28 protein-coding genes, 1 tRNA gene and 1 pseudogene are annotated in these 25735 nt (G+C 70.2%); 18 read left to right on the top strand and 12 right to left on the bottom strand.

Features of this window, described 5'->3' with window-relative positions; genetic code table 11:
- Nucleotides 1-60: 60 nt before the first annotated feature.
- Complete coding sequence (locus tag CAP38_RS01730) at nucleotides 61-1089, bottom strand: response regulator (RefSeq protein ID WP_086119717.1); 1029 nt, start codon at nucleotides 1087-1089, stop codon at nucleotides 61-63.
- Nucleotides 1076-4540: an ATP-binding protein gene (locus CAP38_RS01725; protein WP_086119152.1), complete on the bottom strand. Its 3465-nt coding sequence runs from the start codon at nucleotides 4538-4540 to the stop codon at nucleotides 1076-1078. Before CAP38_RS01725 ends, CAP38_RS01730 begins: the two co-directional genes overlap by 14 nt.
- Nucleotides 4541-4702: 162 nt before the next feature.
- Between CAP38_RS01725 and CAP38_RS01720 the strand changes: the two genes are divergently transcribed.
- The 9 genes and pseudogenes from CAP38_RS01720 (at nucleotide 4703) to CAP38_RS01685 (ending at nucleotide 10917) form a co-directional block, all read left to right on the top strand.
- Nucleotides 4703-5005 carry an urease subunit gamma gene (locus tag CAP38_RS01720; RefSeq protein WP_086119151.1) on the top strand — a complete coding sequence of 101 codons (303 nt, stop codon included), beginning with the start codon at nucleotides 4703-4705 and terminating at the stop codon, nucleotides 5003-5005.
- 11 nt (nucleotides 5006-5016) lie between these two features.
- Entirely contained in the window at nucleotides 5017-5190 is a 174-nt protein-coding gene (locus CAP38_RS15310; RefSeq protein ID WP_179188405.1) for a hypothetical protein, read from the top strand.
- 13 nt (nucleotides 5191-5203) lie between these two features.
- Nucleotides 5204-5542, top strand: a complete 339-nt coding sequence (locus CAP38_RS01715) for an urease subunit beta (protein WP_086119150.1) — start codon at nucleotides 5204-5206, stop codon at nucleotides 5540-5542.
- Between the two features lie 11 nt (nucleotides 5543-5553).
- Nucleotides 5554-7287, top strand: a complete 1734-nt coding sequence (gene ureC, locus CAP38_RS01710) for an urease subunit alpha (RefSeq protein WP_086119149.1) — start codon at nucleotides 5554-5556, stop codon at nucleotides 7285-7287.
- 8 nt (nucleotides 7288-7295) lie between these two features.
- Nucleotides 7296-7814 (top strand): annotated as a pseudogene (gene ureE / locus CAP38_RS01705) (urease accessory protein UreE); the annotation flags it as partial.
- Nucleotides 7807-8499 (top strand): urease accessory protein UreF, encoded by a 693-nt coding sequence (locus tag CAP38_RS01700; RefSeq protein ID WP_086119716.1) that lies wholly within the window; start codon nucleotides 7807-7809, stop codon nucleotides 8497-8499. The pseudogene ureE and the gene CAP38_RS01700, both read left to right, overlap by 8 nt.
- Nucleotides 8500-8524: 25 nt before the next feature.
- Entirely contained in the window at nucleotides 8525-9190 is a 666-nt protein-coding gene (gene ureG / locus CAP38_RS01695) for an urease accessory protein UreG (RefSeq protein WP_086119147.1), read from the top strand.
- Nucleotides 9191-9241: 51 nt separating this feature from the next.
- Nucleotides 9242-9329, top strand: a tRNA-Ser gene (locus tag CAP38_RS01690).
- A gap of 112 nt (nucleotides 9330-9441) precedes the next feature.
- Nucleotides 9442-10917: an amidohydrolase family protein gene (locus CAP38_RS01685; RefSeq protein ID WP_086119146.1), complete on the top strand. Its 1476-nt coding sequence runs from the start codon at nucleotides 9442-9444 to the stop codon at nucleotides 10915-10917.
- Here the strand turns inward: CAP38_RS01685 and CAP38_RS01680 are convergent.
- From CAP38_RS01680 to CAP38_RS01665, 4 genes are all read right to left on the bottom strand, one after another.
- Entirely contained in the window at nucleotides 10896-11108 is a 213-nt protein-coding gene (locus tag CAP38_RS01680; RefSeq protein WP_086119145.1) for a bacterioferritin-associated ferredoxin, read from the bottom strand. The two genes, CAP38_RS01685 and CAP38_RS01680, sit on opposite strands and share 22 nt — an antisense overlap.
- An 82-nt stretch (nucleotides 11109-11190) precedes the next feature.
- Entirely contained in the window at nucleotides 11191-11667 is a 477-nt protein-coding gene (gene bfr / locus CAP38_RS01675; protein ID WP_086119144.1) for a bacterioferritin, read from the bottom strand.
- A 63-nt stretch (nucleotides 11668-11730) separates the two neighbouring features.
- The gene (locus CAP38_RS01670; protein ID WP_086119143.1) at nucleotides 11731-11991 is read right to left on the bottom strand and encodes a hypothetical protein; all 261 of its coding nucleotides are present in this window, start codon (nucleotides 11989-11991) and stop codon (nucleotides 11731-11733) included.
- Nucleotides 11992-12052: 61 nt separating this feature from the next.
- Nucleotides 12053-12823: a TOBE domain-containing protein gene (locus CAP38_RS01665; RefSeq protein WP_086119142.1), complete on the bottom strand. Its 771-nt coding sequence runs from the start codon at nucleotides 12821-12823 to the stop codon at nucleotides 12053-12055.
- A gap of 56 nt (nucleotides 12824-12879) precedes the next feature.
- Between CAP38_RS01665 and modA the strand changes: the two genes are divergently transcribed.
- Genes modA through modC form a run of 3 tightly spaced genes read left to right on the top strand, consistent with a single transcriptional unit; the run spans nucleotide 12880 to nucleotide 15422 of the window.
- The gene (gene modA, locus CAP38_RS01660) at nucleotides 12880-13641 is read left to right on the top strand and encodes a molybdate ABC transporter substrate-binding protein (RefSeq protein WP_086119141.1); all 762 of its coding nucleotides are present in this window, start codon (nucleotides 12880-12882) and stop codon (nucleotides 13639-13641) included.
- Nucleotides 13642-13653: 12 nt separating this feature from the next.
- Nucleotides 13654-14340: a molybdate ABC transporter permease subunit gene (gene modB / locus CAP38_RS01655; RefSeq protein WP_179188430.1), complete on the top strand. Its 687-nt coding sequence runs from the start codon at nucleotides 13654-13656 to the stop codon at nucleotides 14338-14340.
- Nucleotides 14337-15422 (top strand): molybdenum ABC transporter ATP-binding protein, encoded by a 1086-nt coding sequence (modC, locus tag CAP38_RS01650; protein WP_086119140.1) that lies wholly within the window; start codon nucleotides 14337-14339, stop codon nucleotides 15420-15422. Before modB ends, modC begins: the two co-directional genes overlap by 4 nt.
- On the opposite strand, the gene CAP38_RS01645 is transcribed toward modC, so the two are convergent.
- From CAP38_RS01645 to CAP38_RS01635, 3 genes are all read right to left on the bottom strand, one after another.
- A complete protein-coding gene (locus CAP38_RS01645; RefSeq protein ID WP_179188429.1) occupies nucleotides 15423-16106 on the bottom strand; it encodes a cytochrome b/b6 domain-containing protein in 684 nt (227 codons plus the stop codon).
- Between the two features lie 69 nt (nucleotides 16107-16175).
- Nucleotides 16176-16700, bottom strand: a complete 525-nt coding sequence (locus tag CAP38_RS01640; protein WP_086119714.1) for a diheme cytochrome c — start codon at nucleotides 16698-16700, stop codon at nucleotides 16176-16178.
- A 28-nt stretch (nucleotides 16701-16728) separates the two neighbouring features.
- The gene (locus CAP38_RS01635; RefSeq protein ID WP_086119138.1) at nucleotides 16729-17136 is read right to left on the bottom strand and encodes a DUF1924 domain-containing protein; all 408 of its coding nucleotides are present in this window, start codon (nucleotides 17134-17136) and stop codon (nucleotides 16729-16731) included.
- A gap of 125 nt (nucleotides 17137-17261) precedes the next feature.
- On the opposite strand from CAP38_RS01635, the gene CAP38_RS01630 reads away from it, so the two are divergent.
- The 6 genes from CAP38_RS01630 to CAP38_RS01605 all read left to right on the top strand — a co-directional run bounded on the left by CAP38_RS01630 (nucleotide 17262) and on the right by CAP38_RS01605 (nucleotide 23190).
- The gene (locus CAP38_RS01630; protein ID WP_256924186.1) at nucleotides 17262-17603 is read left to right on the top strand and encodes a PepSY domain-containing protein; all 342 of its coding nucleotides are present in this window, start codon (nucleotides 17262-17264) and stop codon (nucleotides 17601-17603) included.
- A gap of 13 nt (nucleotides 17604-17616) precedes the next feature.
- The gene (locus tag CAP38_RS01625; RefSeq protein WP_086119136.1) at nucleotides 17617-18282 is read left to right on the top strand and encodes a response regulator transcription factor; all 666 of its coding nucleotides are present in this window, start codon (nucleotides 17617-17619) and stop codon (nucleotides 18280-18282) included.
- A complete protein-coding gene (locus CAP38_RS01620) occupies nucleotides 18279-19694 on the top strand; it encodes a sensor histidine kinase (RefSeq protein ID WP_086119135.1) in 1416 nt (471 codons plus the stop codon). The genes CAP38_RS01625 and CAP38_RS01620 overlap by 4 nt, the downstream gene beginning before the upstream one ends.
- Before the next feature lie 91 nt (nucleotides 19695-19785).
- Nucleotides 19786-20937 carry a sensor histidine kinase KdpD gene (locus CAP38_RS01615; protein WP_086119134.1) on the top strand — a complete coding sequence of 384 codons (1152 nt, stop codon included), beginning with the start codon at nucleotides 19786-19788 and terminating at the stop codon, nucleotides 20935-20937.
- On the top strand, nucleotides 20934-21320 hold the full coding sequence (locus tag CAP38_RS01610) for a response regulator (RefSeq protein WP_086119133.1): 387 nt from the start codon (nucleotides 20934-20936) through the stop codon (nucleotides 21318-21320). Before CAP38_RS01615 ends, CAP38_RS01610 begins: the two co-directional genes overlap by 4 nt.
- A gap of 34 nt (nucleotides 21321-21354) precedes the next feature.
- Nucleotides 21355-23190 carry a PAS domain S-box protein gene (locus tag CAP38_RS01605; protein ID WP_143435732.1) on the top strand — a complete coding sequence of 612 codons (1836 nt, stop codon included), beginning with the start codon at nucleotides 21355-21357 and terminating at the stop codon, nucleotides 23188-23190.
- On the opposite strand, the gene hemW is transcribed toward CAP38_RS01605, so the two are convergent.
- The 3 genes from hemW to rph are packed head-to-tail and all read right to left on the bottom strand — an operon-like array spanning nucleotide 23191 to nucleotide 25723.
- A complete protein-coding gene (gene hemW / locus CAP38_RS01600; protein ID WP_086119131.1) occupies nucleotides 23191-24399 on the bottom strand; it encodes a radical SAM family heme chaperone HemW in 1209 nt (402 codons plus the stop codon).
- Nucleotides 24396-24998 (bottom strand): RdgB/HAM1 family non-canonical purine NTP pyrophosphatase, encoded by a 603-nt coding sequence (gene rdgB, locus CAP38_RS01595; protein ID WP_086119130.1) that lies wholly within the window; start codon nucleotides 24996-24998, stop codon nucleotides 24396-24398. The genes hemW and rdgB overlap by 4 nt, the downstream gene beginning before the upstream one ends.
- Complete coding sequence (gene rph, locus CAP38_RS01590; RefSeq protein WP_086119129.1) at nucleotides 24995-25723, bottom strand: ribonuclease PH; 729 nt, start codon at nucleotides 25721-25723, stop codon at nucleotides 24995-24997. The genes rdgB and rph overlap by 4 nt, the downstream gene beginning before the upstream one ends.
- Between the last annotated feature and the right edge of the window lie 12 nt (nucleotides 25724-25735).

Below are 25735 nucleotides of genomic sequence, written 5' to 3'. Positions count from 1 at the left end.
GAAGAGGATGCTAGGGAGAACCCTGTAGGTCGTATGTACGCCGCATGGCGTACGGCGGCGTCAGCCGCCCGGCTGCTGCAGCTGCGGCACCCGCGCCAGGGCCATGGCGGCCGCCGCGGTGCGGGTCTCCACCCCCAGCTTGGCGTGGATGCGCTCCAGGTGCTTCTTCACCGTGGCGGGGCTGGCGCCCAGAATGTCGGCGATGTCGCGGTTGATCTTGCCGCGCACCACCCAGTACAGCACCTCGGCTTCGCGGGCGGTGAGGCCGAAGGCGCCGGCCAGGCTGGCCAGCACCGTTTCGTCCGAGGTCTCCTGCATCACGATCAGCCAGTCGCCGCCGGTGTCGGCCGCCAGATCGTGGTCCTCGTCGCCCACCAGCTGGTGCAGCCGGAAGGTCAGGCGGCGCGGGCCGTTGTCCAGCGTGAGGCGGGGCGGCTCCTGCAGGGCCCGGGCCTCGCTCATGTGGCGGCGCAGCCAGGCCAGCACCGGCTCGGGCGTGACCGGCGCCTCGGTGCCGCAGTGGTGGCGCAGCAGGCTGCGCGCCAGCGGGGTCTGCCACATGAGGCGGCCGTCGCGCTCGCGCACGGTGATGGTGGCGTAGCCGAAGGCATCCAGCGCATGCCGCGCCTGGCTGCGCTCCACGGCGCCTTCGCGTGCCTGCCGGGCCTGGCGCAGGTGCACGCCCATGCGGGCCATGACCTCGCGCGGCTTGATCGGCTTGGTGACGTAGTCGGCGCCGCCCGCCTCCAGCGCCGCCACCAGGTGCTCGGTGTCGGTCAGGCCGGTCATGAAGATGATGGGGATGTCGGCGGTCTCGGGCCGGGCCTTCAGGCGCCGCGCCACCTCGAAGCCGTCCAGCCCCGGCATCACCGCGTCGAGCAGGATGACGTCCGGGCGGGCCTGACTGGCCCGGCGCAGGGCCGATTCGCCGTCGAGTGCCACCAGCACGGTGTAGCCGGCCGCGTCCAGCCCGTCGTGCAGCGGGGCCACGTTGTCGGGCACGTCGTCGACGATGAGCACCACCACCGCGCCGTCCTGGCGCAGGGGATGGGCCGGGTGCACGGCAGGCGGGAAATCAGTCGGGTCCATGGGCAGCAGGCAGGCCGGCAATCAGTTCTTCGATGGCATCGAAGCGGAACTCGCGCGCCAGGGTGCGCAGCCGACGGGCCAGTTCGGCCTGCGCCGGACAGCGCTCCACCCAGTCGTCGACCCACTGCACGATGCCCCGGGTGTAGCCCAGGCGGACCTGCGCCAGCAGGGGCAGGAGTTCGCTGCGGTCGGGCAGCACTGGTGGCGGGGCGGCGGGCACGGCGGGGCCCGGCAGCGCGTCGACGGGGGCCATCCACTGCAGCGACAGGTGCTGGGTCAGCCAGGCCAGCAGGTCGTCCCGGCGCACCGGCTTGACGAAGAAGTCCTGCGGGCGATGGCCGCGACCGCCTTCGATGTCGCTCTGCAGGCCCCGGTCGAAGGCGTTGGCCGAGACGATGGCCAGCGGAATGTGACCCCAGCCACGGGCACGCAGGCGGCGCACGGTCTCCCAGCCATCGATGCCGGGCATGGCCAGGTCCATGAAGATGGCGTGCGGCGCGCCAGCACCACCCGGGCGCAGCCCTTCCAGCTGGGCCAGGGCATCCAGGCCGCTGTGGGCCGGCAGCACGTCGAATCCCAGCGGCAGCAGCCAGCGGGCGATCAGCTCGCGATCGGCTTCTTCGTTGTCCACCACCATCACGCAGCGGCGCGGGCCGCTGTAGCCCGCCAGGTGGGCGGCTGCCGTGCGCTGCGGCGCCGCCCCGCTGAGCTCGGGCAGGAACAGCCGCACCGTGAAGACCGAGCCCTGCCCCGGCGCGCTGCGCACCGTCAGTTCGCCCCCCATGAGGTCGGTCAGCATCTTGGCAATCGTCAAACCCAGACCGGTGCCGGTGACCGTGGGATCGGGCGTGCCGGGCAGGGGATCGGCACCGCTCGAAGCCCGGTCACCCTGCCCCCGTGCGAACGGCTCGAAGACCCGCTCCAGCTCCAGCGGCGTCATGCCGGGGCCGGTGTCGTGCACCTCGAAGTGCGCCATCTCGCGGGCATAGGCCACCCTCAGCCGCACCTGACCCTGCCGGGTGAACTTGACCGCGTTGCCCAGCAGGTTGATGAGGATCTGCCGCACCCGCTTCTCGTCGGCCCGCACCGCCTCGGGCAGGCGCCCCGCCGGCTCGAAACCGAAGCCCAGGCCCTTGCCGCGTGCCTGCAGCTCGAACAGGCTGGCCACCTCGCGCACCGTGTCGGCAAAGGCCATGGGCCGCACTTCCAGCGCCAGCTTGCCGCTCTCGATGCGCGCGATGTCGAGCGTGCCTTCGATCAGCGAGAGCAGGTGCTCGCCACCCCGGTGGATGACGCGGATGGCGTGCGCCTGCTGGCCGCCGAGCTGCTCGTCCTCCTGCAGCAGCTGGGCATAACCCAGGATGCTGTTGAGCGGCGTGCGCAGCTCGTGGCTGATGGTGCTGATGTAGCGCGACTTGGCCTGGTTGGCCTGTTCGGCGGCGCGGCGGGCCTGCTGCAGGGCTTCGTCGGTGCGGCGGTGGGAATCGATCTCCTGCATCAGCAGATGGGTCTGGCGGTTGGACTCCTCCTGGGCCACCTCCCGGCTCTTGTGGGCCAGCACCAGCCACCAGGCCACGGTGGCGGCCACCACCAGCAGCACCAGGTACACCCGCAGGAAGCCCGAGCGCAGCGCCCCGTCGAGCACCGGCAAGGCCTGGCCCAGACCCCGGGCCAGGGCCTGCACCTCCTGCCGGTACAGCAGCCCCACCACCACCGCCAGCAACGGAGCGATCACCAGCATCAGCAGCAGCCAGTGGCCCAGCCCAGCATCCAGGTAGGGCCAGATGCTGCGCGGCAGCAGCCGACGCAGCGCCCCGGCCCATTGCACCGACAGGCGTGCATGGGGCTTGCACAGATCGCCGCAGCGGGCATCGAGCGTGCAGCACAACGAACAGATGTGCCCCTGGTAGGCCGGGCAGTGCGCCATGTCGGGCGCCTCGTATTCGCGCTCGCAGATGACGCAGCGCTGGGTGGCGGCATCGCGCAGCGGCGCAGCGTGGGGGCGAGCGATGTAGTACCGACCCTTGGTCACATAGGCGATCAACGGTGCAGTGACGAACGCCGTGACCATGGCGATCACCGCCGAGAAGGCCTCGGCCATCGGCCCCAGCAACCCCAGGTGCGCCACGATGGACACGGCCGACGCCAGCACCATGGCGCCCACGCCCACCGGGTTCACGTCATAGAGGTGGGCGCGCTTGAACTCGATTCCCTTGGGCGACCAGCCCAGGGGCTTGTTGATGACCAGGTCGGCCACCACCGCCATGATCCAGGCGATCGCGATGTTGGAGTACACGCCCAGCACCTGGCCCAGGGCCTCGAACACCTTCATCTCCATCAGCATGAAGGCGATCAGCGTGTTGAACACCACCCACACCACCCGCCCCGGATGGCTGTGGGTGATGCGCGAGAAGAAGTTGCTCCAGGCCAGCGAGCCGGCATACGCGTTGGTGACGTTGATCTTCATCTGCGAGACCACCACGAACAGCGCCGTGGCCGCAATCGCCCAGCCCTGGTGCGGGAACACGTATTCGTAGGCCGCCAGGTACATCTGGTTGGGGTCGACCGCGCGGTCGGTGGGCACGGCGTGGCTGATGGCCAGGTAGGCCAGCACCGCGCCGCCCAGCATCTTGAGCACGCCCAGCACCACCCAGCCCGGGCCGCCGGCCAGCACGCCGGCCCACCAGCGCCAGCGCGCACCCGGCTGGGGCGCCGGCATGAAGCGCAGGTAATCGGCCTGTTCCCCCATCTGGGTGATGAGGGCGATGCCCACCGTCAGCGCAGCACCGAACAGGTGCCACTGGAAGCCGCCGCCCTGTCCATCCGCACCACCGTAGTGCAGGACCTGGGTGAAGGTGTCGGGCGACATCCAGGCCACGGCCACGAAGGGCACCACCATCATCACGATCCACAGCGGCTGGCTCCACACCTGAAAGCGGCTGATGACCGACACCCCGTGCGTCACCAGCGGAATGACCACCAGGGCGCAGATCAGGTAGCCCCAGGCCGGCGGAATGCCCAGCGCCAGCTCCAGGGCGTAGGCCATGACCGCCGCCTCCAGCGCGAAGAAGATGAAAGTGAAGGAGGCGTAGATGAGCGAGGTGATGGTCGAGCCGATGTAGCCGAAGCCGGCGCCGCGCGTGAGCAGGTCCATGTCCACGCCGTAGCGGGCGGCGTACACGCTGATGGGCAGCCCCGCCAGGAAGATGATCAGCCCGGTGCACAGGATGGCCAGCGCCGCGTTGGTGAAGCCGTACTGCACCAGCAGCGTGGCGCCCACCGCCTCCAGGATCAGGAAGGACGCCGCCCCGAACGCCGTGTTGGCCACCCGCCATTCGCTCCAGCGGCGGAACCGCTGCGGGGTGAAGCGCAGCGCGTAGTCCTCCATGGTCTCGCTGCCGACCCAGCTGTTGTAGTCCCGCCGCACCTTGATGATGCGCTGCAGGGGCATGCCCCCACGCTCCGCCGCTTCGCGGGTCGCTGCCCCCCGGGGGGGCTGATCTGCCTTGGGGCGGCCCGGCGGCAGATCGGTGGCATCGGTCGTATTCACATGCCTCAAGGTGCAGCTTTCGTGCCATGGCCCGACCGGCACGGGTCTTGCTGAGACGGCTGCATGGACCTGACACCGCGCGAGAAAGACAAGCTGCTGATCTTCACCGCCGCCCTGCTGGCCGAACGGCGGCGGGCGCGGGGGCTCAAGCTGAACCACCCGGAGGCGGTCGCGCTGATCACCGCCGCCGTGATGGAAGGCGCCCGCGACGGCAAGACCGTGGCCGAGCTCATGAGCGAAGGCCGCCGCGTGCTCACCCGCGACGACGTGATGGAGGGCATCGCCGACATGATCCCGGACATCCAGGTCGAGGCCACCTTCCCCGACGGCACCAAGCTGGTCACGGTGCACCAGCCCATCCCCTGAACCACCCACCCATGCCCATGAGACACCTCATCACCCCGGCAGCCCTGCTCGCACCGGCCCTGGCCCTGGCCCACGACGGCCATGGTCTGGCCGGTGCCCACTGGCACGCCACCGACACCCTGGGGCTGATCGCCAGCGCCGCTGCCGTGGCCCTGGGCCTGTGGTGGTCGGGCAAGGACCGCTGAGCAGGACCACCCCATGGCACTGCCCACACCCCGCCTCATTCCGGGCCAGCTGCTGCTCGACGAAGGCCGGCACGAGCTCAACCCCGGCCGGCGCACCCTCACGCTGGTGGTGAGCAACACCGCCGACCGGCCGATCCAGGTCGGCTCGCACTACCACTTTGCCGAGACCAATGCGGCGCTGTCGTTCGACCGCACGGCCGCACGCGGCATGCGGCTGAACATTGCCAGCGGCACTGCCGTTCGCTTCGAGCCCGGCCAGCAACGCACGGTGGAGCTGGTGGACTACGCCGGCGCCCGCGTGGTGCATGGCTTCCGCGGCCAGGTGCGTGGCCCGCTCGACCCGAACGCTTGAGGACACCGCCCATGGCCCACATCAGCCGCCAGGCCTATGCCGACATGTTCGGCCCCACCGAGGGCGACCGCCTGCGCCTGGCCGACACCGGCCTGGTGATCGAGATCGAGCGCGACCTCACGCTGCGGGCCGGCGGCTACGGCGAGGAGGTCAAGTTCGGCGGCGGCAAGACCATCCGCGACGGCATGGCCCAGAGCCAGCGCAGCCGGGCCGACGGGGCGGTGGACACGGTCATGACCAATGCGGTCATCGTGGATGCGGCCGGCATCGTCAAGGCCGACATCGGTTTGAAGGACGGGCGCATCGTGGCCATCGGCAAGGCCGGCAACCCGGACACGCAACCGGGCGTGGACATCGTCATCGGCCCGGGCACCGAGATCATCAGCTGTGAAGGCCACATCGTCACCGCCGGCGGCATCGACAGCCACATCCACTTCATCTGCCCGCAGCAGGTGGACGAGGCGCTGGCCTCGGGCATCACCACCATGCTGGGTGGCGGCACCGGGCCGGCCACCGGCACCCTGGCCACCACCTGCACGCCCGGCCCCTGGCACATCGAGCGCATGCTGCAGGCGGTGGACGACCTGCCCATGAACATTGGCTTCCTGGGCAAGGGCAACGCCAGCCGGCCCGGGCCGCTGCGCGAGCAGATCGATGCCGGCGTGATCGGCCTGAAGCTGCACGAGGACTGGGGCACCACCCCGAGCGCCATCGACCAGTGCCTGGCGGTGGCCGAAGAGACCGACACCCAGGTCGCCATCCACAGCGACACGCTCAACGAATCGGGCTTCGTGGAAGACACCATCGCCGCCACGAAAGACGCCTCGGGCAAGGCCCGCACCCTGTGCGCCTTCCACACCGAAGGGGCCGGCGGCGGCCATGCGCCCGACATCCTGCGCGTGGTGGGCGAGGCCAACTTCCTGCCCTCGTCCACCAACCCCACCATGCCCTACACGGTGAACACGCTGGACGAGCATGTGGACATGCTCATGGTGTGCCACCACCTGGACGCCGGCATCCCGGAAGACCTGGCCTTTGCCGAAAGCCGCATCCGCCGCGAGACGATCGCCGCCGAGGACATCCTGCACGACATGGGTGCCATCAGCATCATGAGCAGCGACAGCCAGGCCATGGGCCGGGTGGGCGAGGTGATCATCCGCACCTGGCAGACCGCCGACAAGATGAAGGCCCAGCGCGGCACGCTGCCCGAGGACAGCACCCGCCACGACAACTTCCGGGTGCGGCGCTATGTGGCCAAGTACACCATCAACCCGGCGATTGCCCACGGCATCTCGCACGTCGTGGGCTCCATCGCAGTGGGCAAGTGGGCCGACCTGGTGGTCTGGAAGCCGGCCTTCTTCGGCGTCAAACCCAGCCTGGTGCTCAAGGGCGGCAGCATCGCCCTGGCCGCCATGGGCGACCCGAACGCCTCCATCCCCACGCCCCAGCCGGTGCACTTCCGCCCCATGTTCGGCGCGCTGGGCCGGGCCAGCGCGCGCAGCAGCCTGAGCTTCGTCTCGCAGTCGGCCCTGGCCGCCGGTGTGGGTGCGCGCTACGGCCTGCACAAGACGCTCGCGGCGGTGCAGGGCTGCCGCCACATCACCAAGGCCGACATGGTGCACAACGCCCTGCTGCCCCGCATGGAGATCGACCCGCAGACCTACGCGGTGCGCGCCGATGGCGTGCTGCTGACCTGCGAACCCGCACGCTCGCTGCCCATGGCCCAGCGCTACTTCCTGTTCTGAACACACCCATGCTGCAAGCCACCCGACTCGTCCCCCGCGGCCAGGGCCTGGCGCCGGTGCTGCTCCAGCGCGCGCCACAGCTGGTGCTGGACTGGGACCTGCGCCAGAAAAGCCGCTTCGATGCGCTGACGTCCGACCAGCAGCGCGTGGGCGTGTTCCTGCCGCGCGGCACCGTGCTGCGCGGCGGCGATGTGCTGGTCACGCAGGAAGGCGGCCTGCTGCGCGTGGTGGCCGCCCCGCAGCCGGTGCTGCGCATCACCCCGTGTGCCGAGCACGGTCAGCCCTTCGACCTGCTGCGCGCCGCCTACCACCTGGGCAACCGCCATGTGCCGGTGGAGCTGCACCCCGACCACCTGCAGATCGAACCCGACCATGTGCTGGCGGACCTGCTGCGCTCGATGCACCTGACGGTGGAGGAACGCATGGCACCGTTCGAGCCGGAAGGCGGGGCCTATGCGGCCGGCGGGCATCACCACGGCCATGGGCATGGTCACGGGCATCACGACCATCACCACCCGCATGACCACTGAAACCCCGCCCCTGCTGCCGCTGCTGTGGCTGGCGTCGCCGGCCCTGCCGGTGGGCGGGTTCTCGTATTCGGAGGGGCTGGAGGCCGCCGTGGACGCCGGCCTGGTGCACGACGAGGCCAGCACCGCGAGCTGGCTCGACGACCAGCTGCACCTGGGCCAGGCCCGCAGCGACCTGGCGGTGGTGGCCCAGGCGGTGCCGGCCTGGCGCAGCGCCGACCATGCCCGCCTGCAGGCCCTCAACACCTGGGTGCTGCACACCCGCGAGACCCACGAGCTGCGGCTGCAGACCGAACAGATGGGCCACTCCCTGCTGGCCTGGGCGCGCAGCCTGGGTGCGGCCGGTGCCACCCTCATCGATGCCATCGATGCCGCCCATCTGGCGCCACCCACCTGGCCGCTGGCCTGGTCGGCCGCCGCCGCCCACAGCGGTGCGCCGGTGCGCGACTGCGTCACCACCCTGGCCTTCGCCTGGGCCGAGAACCAGGTGCAGGCCGCCCTGAAGGCCGTGCCGCTGGGCCAGGGCGCCGGGCAGCGCACGCTGGCGCGGCTGGTGGCGGCCATACCGGCGGCCGTCGATACGGCGCTCAGCCTGCGCGACGACCAGCGCCAGTCCTTCCTGCCCTCGCTGGCCATCCTGTCCGCCCGGCACGAAACCCAGTATTCGCGCCTGTTCCGTTCCTGACCCCATCCCCTCTGCACCGAACGCCATGACCGCCCTGCACCACATCCCCGGCCGCACCAAGACCCTGCCCCCGCTGCGCGTGGGCATCGGCGGGCCGGTGGGTTCGGGCAAGACCACCCTGCTGGAGATGCTGTGCAAGGCCATGCGCGATCGGCACGACCTGATCGCCATCACCAACGACATCTACACCAAGGAAGACCAGCGCCTGCTCACGGTCAGCGGCGCGCTGCCGGCCGAGCGCATCATGGGCGTGGAGACCGGTGGCTGTCCGCACACCGCCATCCGCGAGGACGCCTCCATCAACCTCGATGCCATCGACCGCATGCTGGTGCAGTTCCCGGATGCCGACGTGGTGTTCATCGAGTCCGGCGGCGACAACCTGGCCGCCACCTTCAGCCCCGAACTCTCCGACCTGACCATCTACGTGATCGATGTGGCCGCCGGCGAGAAGATCCCGCGCAAGGGCGGCCCCGGCATCACCAAGAGCGACCTGTTCGTCATCAACAAGACCGACCTGGCCCCGCACGTGGGCGCCGATCTGGAGGTCATGAAGGCCGACACCGCCCGCATGCGCCCCGACGCCGCCCGCCGCCCCTGGGTCATGACCAACCTGAAAACCCTGGCCGGCGTGGACGAGGTGGTGCGCTTCATCGAGACCCGGGGCATGCTCGCCGCCGCCCAGCCCGCCTGAGCGCCGGCATCGGCCCGGCGCAGACCCGGCCCGCTAGAATGCGGCCTTCCCGGAGACTTGGGTGAGTGGTTTAAACCAGCAGTCTTGAAAACTGCCGACGGGCAACCGTCCGTGAGTTCGAATCTCACAGTCTCCGCCAGCTCATCCCCCTCCTCGGTCATTCGCCTGCACGGCCCGATTCGCCGCTATAACCGGCGGTTGCGGCCTTTGTGGTGCGAGTGCGCCCAGGCCCCAGGGAGACAAACATGTGTATGGTCTGCTACACGCACAGCGCCGATGGTGAAGCCCGGCTGCCCGCCGGCATCAAGCCCTGCCTGTGTGGCGCGGCCGTCACCCGTGCCGCCATGCGGCGCATCGAGGCCGATCTGTCGCGGCGCGAATTCCTGGGTGGCAGTGCCGCCGTGCTGGCGCTGTTCGCCGGGCTGGGTCTGCAGCCGGCCCATGTGCAGGCCCAGCCGGCCGGCGCGCGCCCGCCGCTGCTGCTGACCAACCTGCGCTTCTTCGACGGCCGCACCCCACGCCTGCAGGCCGGGCGCGACATCCTGGTGCGCGATGGCCGCATCGAGGCCCTGGTGCCGGCCGGCCAGGGCCCGGCCGAAGCCCAGCGCATCGACTGCAGCGGGCGCAGCGTCATTCCCGGCCTGATCGACGCGCACTGGCACGCCACGCTGGTGGGCGTGAGCCAGGTCGCCGCCATGACGCAGGACGTGGGCTTCGTGCACCTGATGGCGGGCCGTCAGGCCGGCGCCACGCTGATGCGCGGCTTCACCACCGTGCGCGACGTGGGCGGACCTTCGTTCGGCCTCAAGCTGGCCATCGACCGCGGCGTGATCGACGGGCCGCGCATCTACCCCAGCGGGGCCATGGTGTCGCAGACCTCGGGGCATGGCGATTTCCGGTTCCTGAGCGAGCTGCCGCGCATGCCGCAGGACGGTCCGTCCTACACCGAGCGCATGGGCGCTGCCGCCATTGCCGACGGCCGCGACGAGGTGCTGCGGCGCGCACGCGAACAGCTCATGCGCGGGGCCAGCCAGATCAAGATCATGGCCGGCGGCGGCGTGGCCTCGATGTACGACCCGCTGGACGCCACGCAATACCTGGAAGAGGAAATGAAGGCCGCCGTGCAGGCCGCCGCCGACTGGGGCACCTATGTGTGCGCCCATGTCTACACCTCGCAGGGCATCCAGCGCGCCATCCGTGCCGGGGTCAAGTCCATCGAGCATGGCCAGCTGGCCGACAGCGCCACCATCCGCATGATGCGCGACGAGGGCGTGTGGTGGTCCATCCAGCCCTTCCTGGCCGACGAGGACGCCAACCGCTACACCGACCCGGCCAGCATCGCCAAGCAGCAGCAGGTGGCCTCGGGCACCGAGCGCGCCTTCCGCGAGGGCCGCTCCCTGGGCGTGAAGATGGCCTTCGGCACCGACATCCTGTTCAACCCGCAAGGGGCAGCGTCACAGGGGCGGCAGCTGGCCAAGCTGGCGCGCTTCATGCCGCCGCTGGAGGCGCTCAGGCTGGCCACCGGCTCGGCCGGCGAGCTGCTGGCGCTCTCAGGCCCGCGCAACCCCTACCCGGCCCCGCTGGGGGTGATTGCCGAAGGCGCGCTGGCCGATCTGCTGGTGGTGGATGGCGATCCGTCGAAGGACCTGGCCTTCCTGGGAACGCCGGATCAGTCGCTCAAGCTCATCATGAAGGACGGGCGGATTCACAAACAGGCGCTGGCCTGATCGTCCCGGCGCAGGTGCAGCACCATCTGGCGGGGTGCACATTCGGCCCACAGGTCGCGGGCACAGCCTTCGCACTGGCCGCACTGGGTGGCCACGCCGTGCTCGAGCTGGATGTCGTCGAAGGCCATGCCGGCACGCGCGCACTGGGCGATGGTTTTGTCGCTGACGCGGTGGCAGACACAGACGATCATGGCGGGCGGGTGGCGGTGTTGAATCTGAGCAAATGATAATTACTCTCATTCAAATCCGCAAGACCTGCCCGGTGGGGTGGTCTCAGCTGACCGAACCCATCTGGCTCTGCAGGTAGTTGGGCAGGCCGACCTTCTCGATCAGCTCCAGCTGGGTTTCGAGGAAGTCGATGTGCTCCTCGGTGTCGTCCAGGATGTGCTGCAGCAGGTCGCGCGACACGTAGTCCCGCACCGATTCGCAGTGGGCGATGCCGTTCTTGATGGTGACCTGGGCCGCCGTTTCCAGCGCCAGGTCGCTGCGCAGGATCTCGGGCACGTCCTCGCCGATGTTCAGCTTGCCCAGGTCCTGCAGGTTGGGCAGGCCATCGAGCGTGAAGATGCGGTCCATCAGCTGGTCGGCGTGCTTCATCTCGCCGATGGATTCGCTGTATTCCTTGGCCGCCAGCTTGTCCAGGCCCCAGTGCTTGAGCATGCGGTAGTGCACGAAGTACTGGTTGATGGCGGTGAGTTCGTTCTTGAGCTGCGCCTGCAGATGGGCAATGGCTTGCGGGTCGCCTTTCATGGACGTTCCTTTCTGTCGGTGGATGGGAACACCCAAGGTTACCCCCGATCCGGGCCGGGAGTTTCAGCGCTGTTTCATGAGCACCTCGGCCAGCTCGGCCGCAAAGGCCTCGGCGGCCCTCTCCCACGACCAGTCGCGGGGCATGACCGTCAGATCCACCTGCTGCAAGGCCTGCAGCACATGGTCCTCCAGGGCCTCGCGGATGGCGGTGAGCTGCTCCCGGTCAGGGGTTCGACCACAGGCCATGCGATGGGCGCACACCGCATCGACCGCCGGGGCCACCACCTGCCGCAGACGTCGGGGATCCAGTTCGCTCTCGGTCATGGGACCAGCCTAGCGGCGCCCCTGCGTGCCGGGTACCGGGATGTCCCTGATGGATATCCGTTCAGCCCGGCAGGGCCAGCACCACGGCCGACTCGTCCAGCCAGGCCTGTGCCGGCTGCCCGGCGCGCAGACCGTGATCGGCCCCGGCGAATCCCACCACCTGCAGCCCGTCGGCCAGGCGCAGTCCCACCTCACCACCGCCTCGCGGACTGCGGGTGGCCAATCCGCACAGGTGGTTGCTGGCGTCGCGCGCCGGCAGCTGCGCCGCCACCGCCACCGCCGTGGCCTTGAACAGGGCCAGCACCGGCAAGCCGGGCTGCAGCCCCAGCAGCTGGGCGCTCTCGCGGGTGATGCGCGCATGCAGCACCAGCGTGTCGTCCAGCGCCAGCCGGACCCGCACCATGCCCTGCACCGGCCGCACCGACACCACCATGCAGGACAACTGGTTGCGCATGCTGGTGCGCAGGGCCAGCGCCGCCCGCTGCACGCCGGCCGACGGCGCCGGGGTTCGGGCCAGTTCGGCCAGGGTGCGTGCGCGGGCCTGCTGCAGGGCGTCGGCGGCCTGCAGCACCTGCAGTCCGGCTGCGGTGAGCCGGGCACCGCCACCGCCGCTGCCGCCGACCGCTTTTTCCACCAGCGGCACGCCGGCGAGCTGGGCCAGGGTTTCCAGGGCCTGCCACGCGGCCTTGTAGCTCACGCCGGAGGCTCGGGCCGCCTCGGAAATGGAACCGGCCTGACCGATGCGGCGCAGGATGTCGATGCGCTTGTCGCTGGCGCCGTGGCCCAGCACATCGGCCAGCGGCAGGAGAGGACGGGGTTTTCGTGCGGGCATGGGGCAATGGTAGGCCACGACCTATACTCTTCGCTATTCATTTCAGGAATAGCGAGATGACCCTGTCGACCACCCTGCTCCGCGCCGTGCTGTGCACCGTGATCGCCTTCACCACGGCCCTGGCCCGGTCGGGCGAGGTGTCGGTGGCCGTGGCCGCCAACTTCGCCGTCCCGATGCAGAAGATCGCCGCGCGCTTCGAACAGGACACCGGTCACCAGGCGGTGCTGGCCTTCGGCTCCACCGGGCGCTTTCATGCGCAGATCAGCAACGGCGCACCGTTCGAGGTGCTGCTGGCGGCCGACACCACCACGCCCGAACGCCTGGAGCGCGAGGGGCTGGCGGTGCCGGGCAGCCGCTTCACCTATGCCGTGGGCCGTCTGGTCCTGTGGAGCGCCTCGCCCGGCCGGGTGGATCCGCAAGGCGCGGTGCTCCGCGGCAAGGGACCGGACCGACTGGCCCTGGCCGATCCCAAGCTGGCGCCCTACGGTGCTGCCGCGGTGGAGGTGCTGACCCGCATGGGCCTGATCGACTCGCTGCGCCCGCGTTTCGTGCAGGGGGAGAGCATCGGCCAGGCGCACCAGTTCGTGGCCAGCGGCAATGCGCCGATGGGCTTCGTCGCGCTGTCGCAGGTGCAGGTGGACGGACGCCTGTCGGGCGGGTCGGCCTGGGTGGTGCCGGCCGAACTGCACCGCCCGCTGCAGCAGGACGCCGCGCTGCTGCAACGGGGACGCGACAACCCGGCGGCACAGGCGCTGATGCGCTATCTTCGATCGCCGGTCGCGCTGCAGATCATCCGGGCGCACGGCTACGGCCACTGATCCTTCACCACCATGCCCCTGCTTGCTGCCGAAGCCTGGCAGGCCATCGCCCTGACCGCGAAGCTGGCCTCGCTCACCACGGTCCTGCTGCTGCTGATCGCCACGCCGCTGGCCTGGTGGCTGTCACAGACCGCCTCCCGCTGGCGTGCGCCGGTGGCGGCACTGGTCACGCTGCCGCTGGTGCTGCCGCCCTCGGTGCTGGGCTTCTACCTGCTGGTGGCGCTCGGCCCGCAGGGCCCGCTGGGGCAGTTCACCCAGGCCATGGGCTGGGGCCTGCTGTCGTTCACCTTCACCGGCCTGCTGATCGGCTCCATCGTGTTCTCGCTGCCGTTCGCGGTGCAGCCGCTGCAGCATGCCTTCGAGGCCCTGGGGCGCCGGCCCATGGAGGTGGCGTCCACGCTGCGCGCCGGCCCGCTGGACGCCTTCTTCACCGTGGCGCTGCCGCAGGCCCGCACCGGCCTGCTCACGGCCGCCATCCTGAGCTTTGCGCACACCGTGGGCGAGTTCGGCGTGGTGCTGATGATCGGGGGCAACATTCCCGGCCAGACCCGGGTGGTGTCGACCCAGATCTACGGCCATGTGGAGGCCATGGAGTACGCGCAGGCCCATGGTCTGGCGCTGTTCATGGTGGGTTTCTCCTTCGTGGTGCTGGCCGGTCTGGCCTGGCTCAAGGGTCGCCAGGAGCGGGTGCCCGCATGAACCCGGACGATCTGCAGATCCGGGTGCGCCTGCCCCGCAGCGGTTTCGAGCTCTCGGCCGATCTGCGCCTGCCGGGCCGGGGCATCAGCGTGCTGTTCGGCCCGTCGGGCTCGGGCAAGACCAGCCTGCTGCGCTGCGTGGCCGGTCTGGAGCGTGCGCGGGCGGCACGGGTGGTCGTGGGTGGTGAAGTCTGGCAGGACGACGACGCCGGTTGCTGGCTGCCCACCCATCGCCGTCCCCTGGGGTATGTGTTCCAGGAAGCCAGCCTGTTCGACCACCTCGATGTGCTGGGCAACCTGCAGTACGGCCAGCGCCGGGTGCGCTCGAGCCGGGCCCGGGCCACGCTCGAGGCAGCGGTGGAGCTGCTGGGCATCGGCCATCTGCTGCAGCGCCGTCCCGGGCACCTGTCGGGCGGCGAACGGCAGCGCGTGGCGATGGCCCGCGCCCTGGCCACCGAGCCGCGGGTGCTGCTGCTCGATGAGCCGCTGGCGGCACTCGACCCGGCCCGCCGCCAGGACGTGCTGCCGTGGCTGGAGCGCCTGCGCGACGAGCTGTCCCTGCCCATGCTGTACGTGACCCACTCGGTGGACGAGCTGGCTCGGCTGGCCGATCACCTGGTGGTGCTGGAACAGGGCCAGGTGAAGGCGAGCGGGCCGGCGGCGGACCTGATGACGGCCATCGATCCGCCGGTGTTCGACGGCGAACGCGCCGCCAGCCTGCTGCGCGGCGAGGTGATCGAGCGTGATGTGCCCTGGCACCTGATGCGGGTGGCCATTCCGGGCGGCACCCTGTGGATGCGGGATGCCGGTACCGCGGTGGGGACGGCGGTGCGCATCCGGGTGCTGGCGCGCGATGTCAGCCTGACGCTGAGCGAGCCGGAGGGCACCAGCATCCAGAACCACCTGCCCTGCACCCTGGGCGAGGTGGCCGACGACGCGCACCCGTCGCAGTGTCTGGTGCAGCTGCGCTGCGGCCCTTCGCTGCTGCTGGCCCGGGTCACACGGCGCGCGCTGCAGCAACTCGGGCTGCAGACGGGCGATGCGGTGTGGGCGCAGGTGAAATCGGTGGCTCTGGTCGCCTGATCAGAAGGTCGGAAGTCCGGGCCAGGCGGCCCAGATCCAGCCCGATGCCGCGGCCGCCATCATCAACAGCGCCAGTCCGATGCGCTGGCTGGTCACCAGATCGGGACCCGGCCCCGGCACGCGGCCGGTGAGCATGGGGGTGACCGCCGGCGTGCCCCGGCTCAGGCCCAGAACGGCCAGCAACGCCAGGTGCAGGCCGACCAGCACCAGCAGGCCCTCTCCCAGTGCCTCATGCACTTCCTCCAGAACGTCGGTCATCCCTTCGCCGCCCCACTCGTTCCAGCTGGCGTGGCCGCTGAGCACCAGCGGCGCGATGCAGGCCAGCAGCCCTGCCACCGTCAGCAGCATCAGCAGGTTCTGCCCCTGGCGCCAGTGGGCGGCGTTCAACCGCGATGGTGTGGACCAGGCCCGCAGCCACGGACCCACGCCGCGCAGCCGCGAGGCCATCGAGCTCCAGCGCAGCGGGCGCGGACCGAACAGGCCGTAGAGCAGCCGGAAGACCAGGAGCGCGGCCATGGTGTAGCCAAGGGTGATGTGCAGCGAGCGCCAGCGTTCGCTGTCGGCACTCAGGTAAGCGCCGGCAAACGACAGGCCCAGCAGCGCGTGGTAAAGCCGCGTGGGCAGATCGGTGACGCGGCGCGGGCGGGCGCCGGTGGGCGTTGCGGAGTGCGTTGACGCACCCATGGCGGGCGATGGAGGGGTCAAAGGGGTCGAGGGTGTCACGGTCATCTCCAGGGACGGGCAGATGGGCAATCAGTCGTTCCAGGCGCGTTGCTGGCGGGCCGTGAGGCCGGCGGGCATGCGCAGGTTGTCGTCATCGAAGCGGCCTTGTTCGGCGCCGGTGTGGCAGGCCGCGCACTGCGCGGCGCTGCGCACCGACGGCAGCTTCCACACGGCGGGCTCGATCCCGCGGTGCTGGCGTTCGAACCAGGCGGTTCGGGTGATGCGGTCGTCGGCCGGTGCTTCGGCCGCGTGGCGACCGGTGGCGGCATGGGTCTGCAGCCAGTCGCCGAGCCGGGCCACGGTGGCAGCGTCCAGACTGGCATCGGTGCCGTAGTGGCGGTCCAGGCCGGTCATCACACGCTGCCACGAACGGGCCGGGAGCATGCCGGGTGGGTAGGCCACATGGCAGGCGGCACATTCCTGCCGATACGCCTTGGGCACCTGGCGCGGCATGTCGCGGCGGTCATCGGCATGGGCGGTGCCCAGGCACAGCAGGCCCAGCGGCAAGGCCAGGGCGGCGAACCAGCGGCGGGTGATCGGAAGGGACAGGGTCATGAAGGTCTCCGGCATCGATGAAGGGGAATCAGCGCAGCTGCAGCAGCCAGGCCAGCACGTCGGCTTTCTCGGCGGCGGTGCATTCACGGTCGAGCACGTCGCGGCAGTTGCGTCGGAACCATTTCTCGACCCGAGCGGTGTCGGTGAACGCCTTGGGATTGGCCGCCGGGGCCAGCGGGGCCATGCGCTTGCCGGTGGAGGCGTGCTGGCCGTCGGTGGTGGGCGTGTTCCCGTGGCACGAGGCACACGACCATTCGCGGCCATGGGTGCGGTTGAAGAAGGCCTGACCGCGCGCGGCATTCCCCGGCGCACCGGCCTGAGCGCTCCAGTGCTCCAGCTGGGCCTGGGGCGAGGTGTCGCCGGCATGGGCAGCAGGCCAGGCCGCCATGCCAACAAACAGGGCCAGGGCTGTCAGCAGCGGTCGTATCGGGTGCATGAAGGTCCTCCGGGTCAAGATCGGGTGCCATTCACCCGTTGCAGGCATTCTTGGGCGCCGGCCTTGAACGCCACCTGAAGCCGGCGTTCATCTCGCGTTCAGGCAGTGCCCCCACAATGACCGGCATGACTGCGTCCCGCCCGCCTCACCGATCCGCACGGCCAATGGCATGCGCCCTGGCCGCAGTGCTGCTGGTGGCTGCCGCCTGGCCGGGTCTGGCCGCAGCCGATGATGACCACGAAAGGGCCCGCGAAGCCCTGGTCCGGGGCGAGGTGCTGCCGCTGAGCACCTTGCTGCAGCGCCTGGAGCGCAGCCATCCCGGCCAGGTGCTGGAGGTGGAGCTGGAACGCGATCAGGGGCGCTGGATCTACGAGCTCAAGCTGCTGCAGCCGGGTGGCCGGCTGATGAAGCTCGAGGTCGACGCCCGCAGCGCCGAGGTGCTGCGCCAGCGCCGCAAGGAACCCTGATCGATCGCCGCCCATGCGCATCCTCCTGGTCGAAGACGAAGCCCTTCTGCGCAGCCAGCTGCGCACCGGCCTGCAGGCCGCCGGCTACACGGTGGACGAGGCCGACAACGGGGTGGACGCGCATCACCTGGGCCAGCACAGCGCCTTCGATGCCGTCGTGCTCGACCTGGGGTTGCCCCGGCTGGACGGTCTGACCGTGCTGCACCGCTGGCGTGAGTCCGGGCTGACGATGCCGGTGCTCATCCTCACCGCCCGCGACAGCTGGACCGACAAGGTCTCGGGCATCGACGCCGGCGCAGACGACTACCTCACCAAGCCCTTCCACATGGAGGAGCTGCTGGCGCGTCTGCGGGCGCTGATCCGCCGCGCCCACGGCCAGGCGTCGGCGGTGCTTCGCTGCGGCCCGGTCGCGCTGGACACGCGCAGTGGCCGGGTCAGTGCCGACGGCCTGCCGGTGGAGCTGACCGCGCACGAATACAAGGTGCTGGCCTACCTCATGCATCACCCCGGTCGGGTGGTCTCGCGCAGCGAACTGGTGGAACACATCTACGCCCAGGACTTCGACCGCGACTCCAACACCATCGAAGTGTTCGTGGCGCGGCTGCGCCGCAAGCTGCCGGGCGACGTGATCGAGACGGTGCGTGGCCTGGGTTACCGGCTGGCACCACACGCCTCATGAGCCGCCGGAACCCCATGCGTTCGCTGCGCTGGCGGCTGCTGGCCGGCACCCTGGTCATGCTGGCGGTCTCGCTGCTGCTGGCCGGCGTGTTCCTGGACGGGCTGTTCCGAGACCATGCGGCCAGCCAGTTCGAGCGCGGCTTGCGGCTGCAGCTCGACCAGCTGACCGCCCGACTGGACACCGATGCCCGGGGCGAGCCCCGCATCGACACCCAGCGCCTGTCCGACCCACGCTGGCATACCCCCTATTCCGGGCTGTACTGGCAGCTCGACCGCCTGGGAGACGGCGGGCGCGGACGCACCGGGGTGCTGCGCTCGCGCTCGCTGTGGGACGGCGAACTGCGGCTGGACAACGACACGCTGGCCGACGGACAGGTGCATGTGCACCGCACCACCGGACCCGACGGTGCCAGCCTGATGGTGCTGGAGCGCAGCCTGAGCCTGCCGGGCGACCCCCGCCCCGGCTGGCGGCTGGCAGTGGCCGGCGATCTGGGCGACATGCACCGGGCCGCCGACCGGTTCGGCCGCGAGCTGGGCCTGACGCTGCTGGTGCTGGGCCTGCTGCTGGGCCTGGCCGTGGCGGTGCAGGTGCTGGTGGGACTGGCCCCGTTGCGGGCCCTGCAACGCGCCGTGCAGCAGGTGCGGGTCGGACGGCAGCCCCGCCTGAGCGGCCTGTTTCCGGGCGAGATACAGCCCCTGGTGGACGACTTCAACACCGTGCTCGACCGCAATGCCGCGCTGGTGGAGCGGGCGCGCACCCAGGCTGGCGACCTGGCCCACGCCCTGAAGACCCCGATGGCGGTGCTGCGCCAGGCCGGCCTGGCCACCGGCAGCGATCCGGACCGGGCCGCCGCGCTGTCGAGCCTGCTGGGCGAACAGCTCGACACCATGCAGCGCCAGGTGGACTGGCACCTGGCCCAGGCCCGCGCCGCAGCGGCCCACCGCCGTCCCGGTCTGCAGACCGCGGTGGCGCCGGTGGCCGCCGGACTGGTGCGGGTGATGGAACGGGTGCATGCGGCACGCGCCCTGAGCATCGGTGTGCGGGTGCCGGCACAGCTGCAGTTTGCCGGCGAGTCCCAGGACCTGCAGACCCTGCTGGGCAACCTGCTGGACAACGCCTGCAAGTGGGGCCGGCACCGCGTCGAACTCAGTGGCGAGGCCCTGCCGCACGGCCGTCTGGTGCTGCTGATCGACGACGACGGCCCCGGCATTCCCGAGGCCGACCGCAGCGCGGCGCTGTCGAGGGGCGTTCGCATGGACCAGACGGTGCCGGGGTCCGGACTGGGACTGGCCATCGTCGACCAGCTGGTGCAGCAGTACGAGGGCAGCGTGAGCCTGGGCCGCAGTCCGGCCGGCGGCCTGCGGGTGCGGCTGGAACTGCCCTGCCCGATCGAGGCAAATCACACAAATTGATGCGGCTGGCACCTCAAGCCCGGGTGCCTGGTGGCCGATGTGAAATACAGAAAGGTAGCCCGGTCGCCCTGTTGGCGGCGGGTGAAACCCCATGTCGCAAGCCTCCGGCTCCCATCCGCTGCTCGCCCTGCTGGACATGATCGGCAGCCCCATGATGCTGTTCGGTCCGGAAGGACAGGTGGTGTTTGCCAACCAGGCCGCACGAACGCTGGCCAGCCGTCCGACCGTGGTGCTGCCCAGCGACCCCCAGATCCGGCACCAGGTGCGCCAGGTGGTGGCCGGCCAGCTGACCGAATCGGTCACCCTGCGGGTACAGGTGCACGGCGATCAGGGCGTGTCCGAACTGGACTGCGCGTTCCCGGCGCGGCCTATCGCCGGTCTGGCGGTCATGCTGATCACCCCGGTCGGTGCGGCCGGTCCCGCCGCCACCACCGACACCCCCGCCGATACCGCCTCCCCCGAGCGCCTGAGCCTGCCGCAGATCATGCAGCTGCTGCGCAGCGAGATCGTGCCCCCCATGCAGTCGGTGCTGGCCCGGGCGCACGAGGCCGCCTCCGACCCCAGAAGCCTGGCCGATGGTGTGAAGCACCTGTCCGACCGGCTGACCCGCCTGATCGATCTGGTCGACGTGTTCGGCGATGACGCCCTGGTGGGCGAAGACCGGGTGCTGCTGCCGGACCTGCTGCGGGCGGTCTGCACCGAGCTGCTCCCGCTCACCCGCGCCCGGGGTGTGAGCGTGCTCATCGAAGACCAGCAGGGCGAGCTGCCCCCGGTCTACGGCAGCCGGCGCCTGCTGCAGCGGGCGGTGCACGAGTGCCTGCACAACGCCATCGAACATGCCCGGGGCGGCGTGGCCGATTCCCAGCCGGTGGCGGTGCGGGTCGGCTTCGCCGTGTCGGGGCAGCACCTGCAAATGGTGGTGCGCAGCCTGGGCGCGGTCACCGCCGCCGTGCTCAACCGGCACGCCGCCACCCTGTTCCGGCCCACCCCCGGGCTGCCGCCCGCAAGCAGTGCCCACGGGTTGCGCATCGGCCTGCCGCTGGCCCAGCGCATCCTGCAGCTGCACGAAGGCCATCTGCGCATCGACGACGAAGACGGCGAACTGGCCGTCCGCCTCGAACTGCCCACCGGCGCCCCCGCCCGCAACCACCATCACCTGGACCTGCTGCAGGCCCAGATCTATGCCGAGGACCTCTCGGCCCTGATCGCCCGCAGCCGCAAACGCAGCCGAAGCACGACATGACCCACCACATCCTCATCGTGGATGACCAGCCGGACATCCGCAAACTCATCCGCCTGACCTTGCAGCACCTGGACGACGTCGAGCTCCACGAAGCCGCCAGCGGTGGCGAGGGGCTGCACCTGGCACAGGCCCTCAAGCCGGTGCTGGTGCTGCTCGACGTGATGATGCCGGGCGAACTCGACGGCTACCAGGTGTGCGCCCGGATCAAGCAGGATCCGGCGCTGCGCCACCACACCAAGGTCATCCTGCTGACAGCGCGAGCGCAGAAGGAAGACCTGGAGAACGGCCGCAAGGCCGAAGCCGACGCCTACCTCACCAAGGCCTTCAGCCCGCTGAAGCTGCTGGACCTGGTGGACGAGATGCTGGCCTCCCCCGCCGCCTGAGCGACCTTCGTCGATACGTGCCCTGACCTGCACCGTGGACACAAGCCCCGCCATCGAACTGCGACGCCTGAGGGCCATGCTCGACACCGCCGCCGACGCCATCGTCGGGGTGCGGGCCGACGGGCGTGTGCACAGCGCGAATCCGGCCGCCGAGCGCATGTTCGGGAAGGCCGCCGCCGAACTCGGCGGCACGCTGCTGTCCAGCCTGCTGCCCACGCTGGATGCGGCAGGCCTGGCGCGCACCATGCAGGGCGGCATGTTGATCCACAGCACCCAGAGCCGCATCGGCCGGCTCGAACTGCAGGCCCTGCGGCACGGCGACGTGGCGTTTCCGGTGGAGGTGCTGCTCGGCGAGATCAACGACGACCCGGAGATCCGCTACACCTGCATCGTGCGCGACCTCACCGAGGTGCAGCAGGCCGAGGAGTACATGATGCTCTACGGCCGTGCAGTCGACTGCACGCTCAACGGCATTTCGATCAGCGATGCGCGCCGTTTCCCGCAGCCGATCGTGCACGTCAATCCGGCCTTCTGCCGCATCACCGGTTACGCGCGGCACGAACTGCTGGGCCGCAACGCCGGCCTGTTCGAAGGCCCGCTGACCGACCCCGACGACCTGGCCCTGCTGGCCCGCACGGTGCAGAGCGGCGGAGAACTCAGCATCACCCTCAAGAACTACCGCAAGGACGGCAGCCTGTTCCACAACAAGCTCTCGGTCTCGCCGGTGCGCGACGCGCAGGGACACATCACGCACTACATCAACGTGGTCGAGGACGTGAGCAGCCAGATCGAGGTCAAGCAGCGGCTCATCGAACGCACGGCCCGTCTCAATGCCACCTTCGATCTCAGTCCCGACGGCTTCGCGGTGTTCGATGCGCGCGGTGAGCTCATCAGCGTCAATCCGGCGTTCAGGGCCCTGGTCGGCGAAGTGCCGCCCGAGTGCGGCCTCCTGCCGGACTTCGACCGCTGGTTCGCCTCGCTGTGCGAGTCGCCCGGTGCCTGCCGCACCGTGGCCGAGGCGGTGAACGACCGTGCACACGACCGCATCGTGCTGGTGCAGCCCACGCGCAAGGTGATCGAGCGCGAGGTGCGCCGCAACCTGGGCGGCAGTGGCGAGACCATCGTCTACATGCGCGACATCACCCACCAGAGCGAGATCGACCGCCTCAAGAGCGAGTTCCTGGCCACCGCCGCACACGAGCTGCGCACACCGCTGGCCAGCATCGTGGGCTTCACCGAACTCATGCTGCACCGCGAATACCCGCCAGCCCGGCAGAAGGACCTGCTGGCCACGGTGCACCGCCAGGGCATGCTGCTGTCCAGCCTGATCCAGGAGCTGCTGGATCTCTCGCGCATCGAGGCGCGCCAGGGCAAGGACTTCCACATCGTCCCGACGCCGGTGCAGGCGCTGGTGGACGGTGTGCTGCAGGCCATGTCGAGCGACGAGCTCGGGCAGAAGGTGCAGCTCGGCGAACTGCCACCGGTGCAGGTGCTGGCCGATGCCGCCAAGATCCAGCAGGCCCTGACCAACCTGCTGAGCAACGCCTTCAAGTACTCGGCGCCGGGCAGCACGGTGCGGGTCGATGCCGATCTCGATCTGGACCGCACGCCGCGCAGCCTGTGCATCCATGTGCGGGACCAGGGCATCGGCATGACGCCGGAACAGCTGGAACGGGCTTTCGAGCGCTTCTACCGGGCCGACACCTCGGGCAACATCCCGGGCACCGGTCTGGGCCTGAACCTGGTCAAGGAAATCGTGGAGCTGCACGGGGGCAGCGTCAGCCTGCAGAGCACCCCCGGCCAGGGCACGGTGGCCACGCTGCAGCTGCCGCTGGCTCCCGCCTGGGCCAGCACGCCGGACAGCACCTGATCAGTCGGGCAGGAACAGCGACTGCAGGTCGGAGAGGAAATCGAGTCCCCGCGCCGTGGGCGCCAGCCGGCCCGCCTCGCGCGTGAGCAGGCCCTGCTGCTCGCCCTCACGGACCGCCCGGTCGATGGCCGACAGGGGCAGCCCGGTGCGGTCCATGAAATCCTGCAGGGCCACGCCGTCCTTGAGCCGCAGGGCGTTGAGCATGAACTCGAACGGCAGGTCGGCGCGGGGCACCTCGTCCATGCTGGCCAGGGCATCCCCCGCCAGGGCCTGCTCCATGTAGCGGCGCGGGTCGCGCAGCTTCACTGTGCGCGCCACCCGGTGCGCAAAGCTGAGCTTGCCGTGCGCTCCCGCCCCGATGCCCAGGTAGTCGCCGAACTGCCAGTAGTTCAGGTTGTGCCGGCAGGCATGCCCGGGCTTCGCATAGGCCGACACCTCGTAGCGCTGCAGCCCGGCCGCGGTGGTGAGCTCGGTGATGCGGTCGAGCATGGCGTAGGCGTCGTCGTCGTCCGGCACCACCGGCGGGAACTTGGCGAAATAGGTGTTGGGCTCCAGCGTGAGGTGGTAGATGGAGATGTGCGGCGGCGACAGCGACAGCGCGGTGCGCATGTCTTCCTCGGCCTGGGCCAGGGTCTGGCCGGGCAGCGCGTACATCACATCGAGGTTGAAGGTATCGAAACTGCGCGCCGCCTCCTCCACCGCGGCCAGTGCCTGCGCGCGGTCGTGCACCCGGCCCAGGGCCTGCAGGTGCTGGTCGTTGAAGCTCTGCACCCCGATGGACAGGCGGGTCACGCCGGCGTGGCGAAAGGCGCGGAACCGGTCGCGCTCGAAGGTGCCGGGATTGGCCTCCAGCGTGATCTCGGCATCGGCCTCGAGGCGCACGCGGGCCCGCACGTCGGCCAGCAGGCGGTCGATCGACTCGGGCGAGAACAGGCTGGGCGTGCCGCCGCCGATGAAGATGCTATGCACCGTGCGCCCCCAGATCAAGGGCAGCGACGCCTCCAGATCCGCGCGCAGTGCATCCAGATAACGCTGCTCCGGCGGTGTGGAGGGACCACCCTCACCGGCCCATTCGTGGGAATTGAAGTCGCAGTACGGGCACTTCTTGAGGCACCACGGCAGGTGGATGTAGAGCGACAGGGGCGGCAGCGACGACAGCTGCAAGGTGCCCGGCCGCATCCAGTGCCGGATGTCTGCCGCCGTGTTCATGCGAACCAGCGCTCGCGCATCAGCGCCAGCATGGCCTGGGCGGCGCGGCCCCTGTGGCTGTGCGCGTTCTTGACCTCGGTGGGCAGCTCCGCAAAGGTCTGGCCGAACTCCGGCAGGAACATCACCGGGTCGAAGCCGAAGCCGTTGCTGCCGATGCGCTCGCGGGTGATCAGGCCCGGCGCCCGGCCGGTGGCCACCAGCGGCTCGGGATCGTCGGCGCTGCGCAGCGCCACCAGGGTGCTGACCAGCGCGGCGCGGCGGTCGGTGATGGCCTGCATCTGCTCCAGCAGGGCGGTGACGTTGTGGTCGTCCCCCTTGGGGTAGCCATGCTGCGTGGCATAGAAGGCGGTGTCCACACCGGGCAGGCCACCGAAGGCTTCCACGCACAGGCCGGCATCGTCGGCCAGTGCCGGCAGACCGCTTTCGCGGGCGGCGTGGCGGGCCTTGGCCAGCGCGTTCTCGATGAAGGTGCGGTGCGGCTCCGGTGCTTCCGGAATGCCCAGGTCGGCCTGGCGCACCAGCTCCACGCCCAGGGGGGCGAACAGCGCCTGCAGCTCGGCCAGCTTGCCCGCGTTGTTGGAGGCCAGCACCAGCTTCATGCGGCGAGCGCCTGCTTCTGCAGCGCGACCAGCTCGGCAATGCCCTTCTCGGCCAGTCCCAGCAGCGCGTCCATCTCGGAGCGGGTGAAGGCCACGCCCTCGGCCGTGCCCTGCACCTCCACATAGTGCCCGGCACCGGTCATGACCACGTTCATGTCGGTGTCGCAGGCGGAGTCTTCCACGTACTCCAGATCCAGCAGCGGCTGGCCGTGCAGGATGCCCACCGAAATGGCCGCCACATGGTCCTTGATCGGCGACTCGGCAATGCGGCCCTCCGCCATCAGGCGTGCCACCGCATCCGCCGCCGCGACAAAGGCGCCGGTGATGCTGGCGGTGCGGGTGCCGCCGTCGGCCTGCAGCACGTCGCAGTCCAGCGAGATGGTGCGTTCACCCAGTTTCGACAGATCGAACACCGAGCGCAGCGATCGGCCGATCAGGCGCTGGATTTCCTGGGTGCGTCCGCTCTGCTTGCCCTTGGCGGCCTCGCGGTCGCTGCGGGTGTGGGTGGCACGCGGCAGCATGCCGTATTCGGCCGTCACCCAGCCCTCGCCGCTGCCGCGCTTGTGCGGCGGCACTTTCTCTTCGACCGAGGCGGTGCACAGCACGCGGGTGTTGCCGAACTCGATCAGCACCGAACCTTCGGCGTGCATGGTGTAGTTGCGGGTGATGCGCACCGGGCGCAGGGCATCGGCGGCCCGCTGGCCGGGCCGGGAAACATCGCTCATGGGGAAATCCTC

It is taken from the genome of Hydrogenophaga sp. IBVHS2 (genome assembly GCF_002127215.1).
Classification (GTDB): Bacteria; Pseudomonadota; Gammaproteobacteria; order Burkholderiales; family Burkholderiaceae_C; genus Hydrogenophaga.
This window is presented reverse-complemented; position numbering and strand designations above follow the sequence as displayed.

What these genes read in the sequence shown, in the direction of transcription:
- CAP38_RS01620 (WP_086119135.1), top strand. Translation starts at nt 18,279, where the DNA reads ATGAGCCGCCGGAACCCCATGCGTTCGCTGCGCTGGCGGCTGCTGGCC.
- CAP38_RS01615 (WP_086119134.1), top strand. Translation starts at nt 19,786, where the DNA reads ATGTCGCAAGCCTCCGGCTCCCATCCGCTGCTCGCCCTGCTGGACATG.
- CAP38_RS01725 (WP_086119152.1), bottom strand. Translation starts at nt 4,540, where the DNA reads ATGCCCCTGCAGCGCATCATCAAGGTGCGGCGGGACTACAACAGCTGG.
- ureG (WP_086119147.1), top strand. Translation starts at nt 8,525, where the DNA reads ATGACCGCCCTGCACCACATCCCCGGCCGCACCAAGACCCTGCCCCCG.
- modB (WP_179188430.1), top strand. Translation starts at nt 13,654, where the DNA reads ATGCCCCTGCTTGCTGCCGAAGCCTGGCAGGCCATCGCCCTGACCGCG.
- bfr (WP_086119144.1), bottom strand. Translation starts at nt 11,667, where the DNA reads ATGAAAGGCGACCCGCAAGCCATTGCCCATCTGCAGGCGCAGCTCAAG.
- CAP38_RS01670 (WP_086119143.1), bottom strand. Translation starts at nt 11,991, where the DNA reads ATGACCGAGAGCGAACTGGATCCCCGACGTCTGCGGCAGGTGGTGGCC.
- CAP38_RS01685 (WP_086119146.1), top strand. Translation starts at nt 9,442, where the DNA reads ATGGTCTGCTACACGCACAGCGCCGATGGTGAAGCCCGGCTGCCCGCC.
- CAP38_RS15310 (WP_179188405.1), top strand. Translation starts at nt 5,017, where the DNA reads ATGCCCATGAGACACCTCATCACCCCGGCAGCCCTGCTCGCACCGGCC.
- CAP38_RS01720 (WP_086119151.1), top strand. Translation starts at nt 4,703, where the DNA reads ATGGACCTGACACCGCGCGAGAAAGACAAGCTGCTGATCTTCACCGCC.
- CAP38_RS01640 (WP_086119714.1), bottom strand. Translation starts at nt 16,700, where the DNA reads ATGACCCTGTCCCTTCCGATCACCCGCCGCTGGTTCGCCGCCCTGGCC.
- modA (WP_086119141.1), top strand. Translation starts at nt 12,880, where the DNA reads ATGACCCTGTCGACCACCCTGCTCCGCGCCGTGCTGTGCACCGTGATC.
- ureC (WP_086119149.1), top strand. Translation starts at nt 5,554, where the DNA reads ATGGCCCACATCAGCCGCCAGGCCTATGCCGACATGTTCGGCCCCACC.
- CAP38_RS01715 (WP_086119150.1), top strand. Translation starts at nt 5,204, where the DNA reads ATGGCACTGCCCACACCCCGCCTCATTCCGGGCCAGCTGCTGCTCGAC.
- rph (WP_086119129.1), bottom strand. Translation starts at nt 25,723, where the DNA reads ATGAGCGATGTTTCCCGGCCCGGCCAGCGGGCCGCCGATGCCCTGCGC.
- CAP38_RS01645 (WP_179188429.1), bottom strand. Translation starts at nt 16,106, where the DNA reads ATGGGTGCGTCAACGCACTCCGCAACGCCCACCGGCGCCCGCCCGCGC.
- CAP38_RS01635 (WP_086119138.1), bottom strand. Translation starts at nt 17,136, where the DNA reads ATGCACCCGATACGACCGCTGCTGACAGCCCTGGCCCTGTTTGTTGGC.
- CAP38_RS01630 (WP_256924186.1), top strand. Translation starts at nt 17,262, where the DNA reads ATGACTGCGTCCCGCCCGCCTCACCGATCCGCACGGCCAATGGCATGC.
- rdgB (WP_086119130.1), bottom strand. Translation starts at nt 24,998, where the DNA reads ATGAAGCTGGTGCTGGCCTCCAACAACGCGGGCAAGCTGGCCGAGCTG.
- modC (WP_086119140.1), top strand. Translation starts at nt 14,337, where the DNA reads ATGAACCCGGACGATCTGCAGATCCGGGTGCGCCTGCCCCGCAGCGGT.
- CAP38_RS01700 (WP_086119716.1), top strand. Translation starts at nt 7,807, where the DNA reads ATGACCACTGAAACCCCGCCCCTGCTGCCGCTGCTGTGGCTGGCGTCG.
- CAP38_RS01680 (WP_086119145.1), bottom strand. Translation starts at nt 11,108, where the DNA reads ATGATCGTCTGTGTCTGCCACCGCGTCAGCGACAAAACCATCGCCCAG.
- CAP38_RS01665 (WP_086119142.1), bottom strand. Translation starts at nt 12,823, where the DNA reads ATGCCCGCACGAAAACCCCGTCCTCTCCTGCCGCTGGCCGATGTGCTG.
- CAP38_RS01625 (WP_086119136.1), top strand. Translation starts at nt 17,617, where the DNA reads ATGCGCATCCTCCTGGTCGAAGACGAAGCCCTTCTGCGCAGCCAGCTG.
- hemW (WP_086119131.1), bottom strand. Translation starts at nt 24,399, where the DNA reads ATGAACACGGCGGCAGACATCCGGCACTGGATGCGGCCGGGCACCTTG.
- CAP38_RS01730 (WP_086119717.1), bottom strand. Translation starts at nt 1,089, where the DNA reads ATGGACCCGACTGATTTCCCGCCTGCCGTGCACCCGGCCCATCCCCTG.
- CAP38_RS01610 (WP_086119133.1), top strand. Translation starts at nt 20,934, where the DNA reads ATGACCCACCACATCCTCATCGTGGATGACCAGCCGGACATCCGCAAA.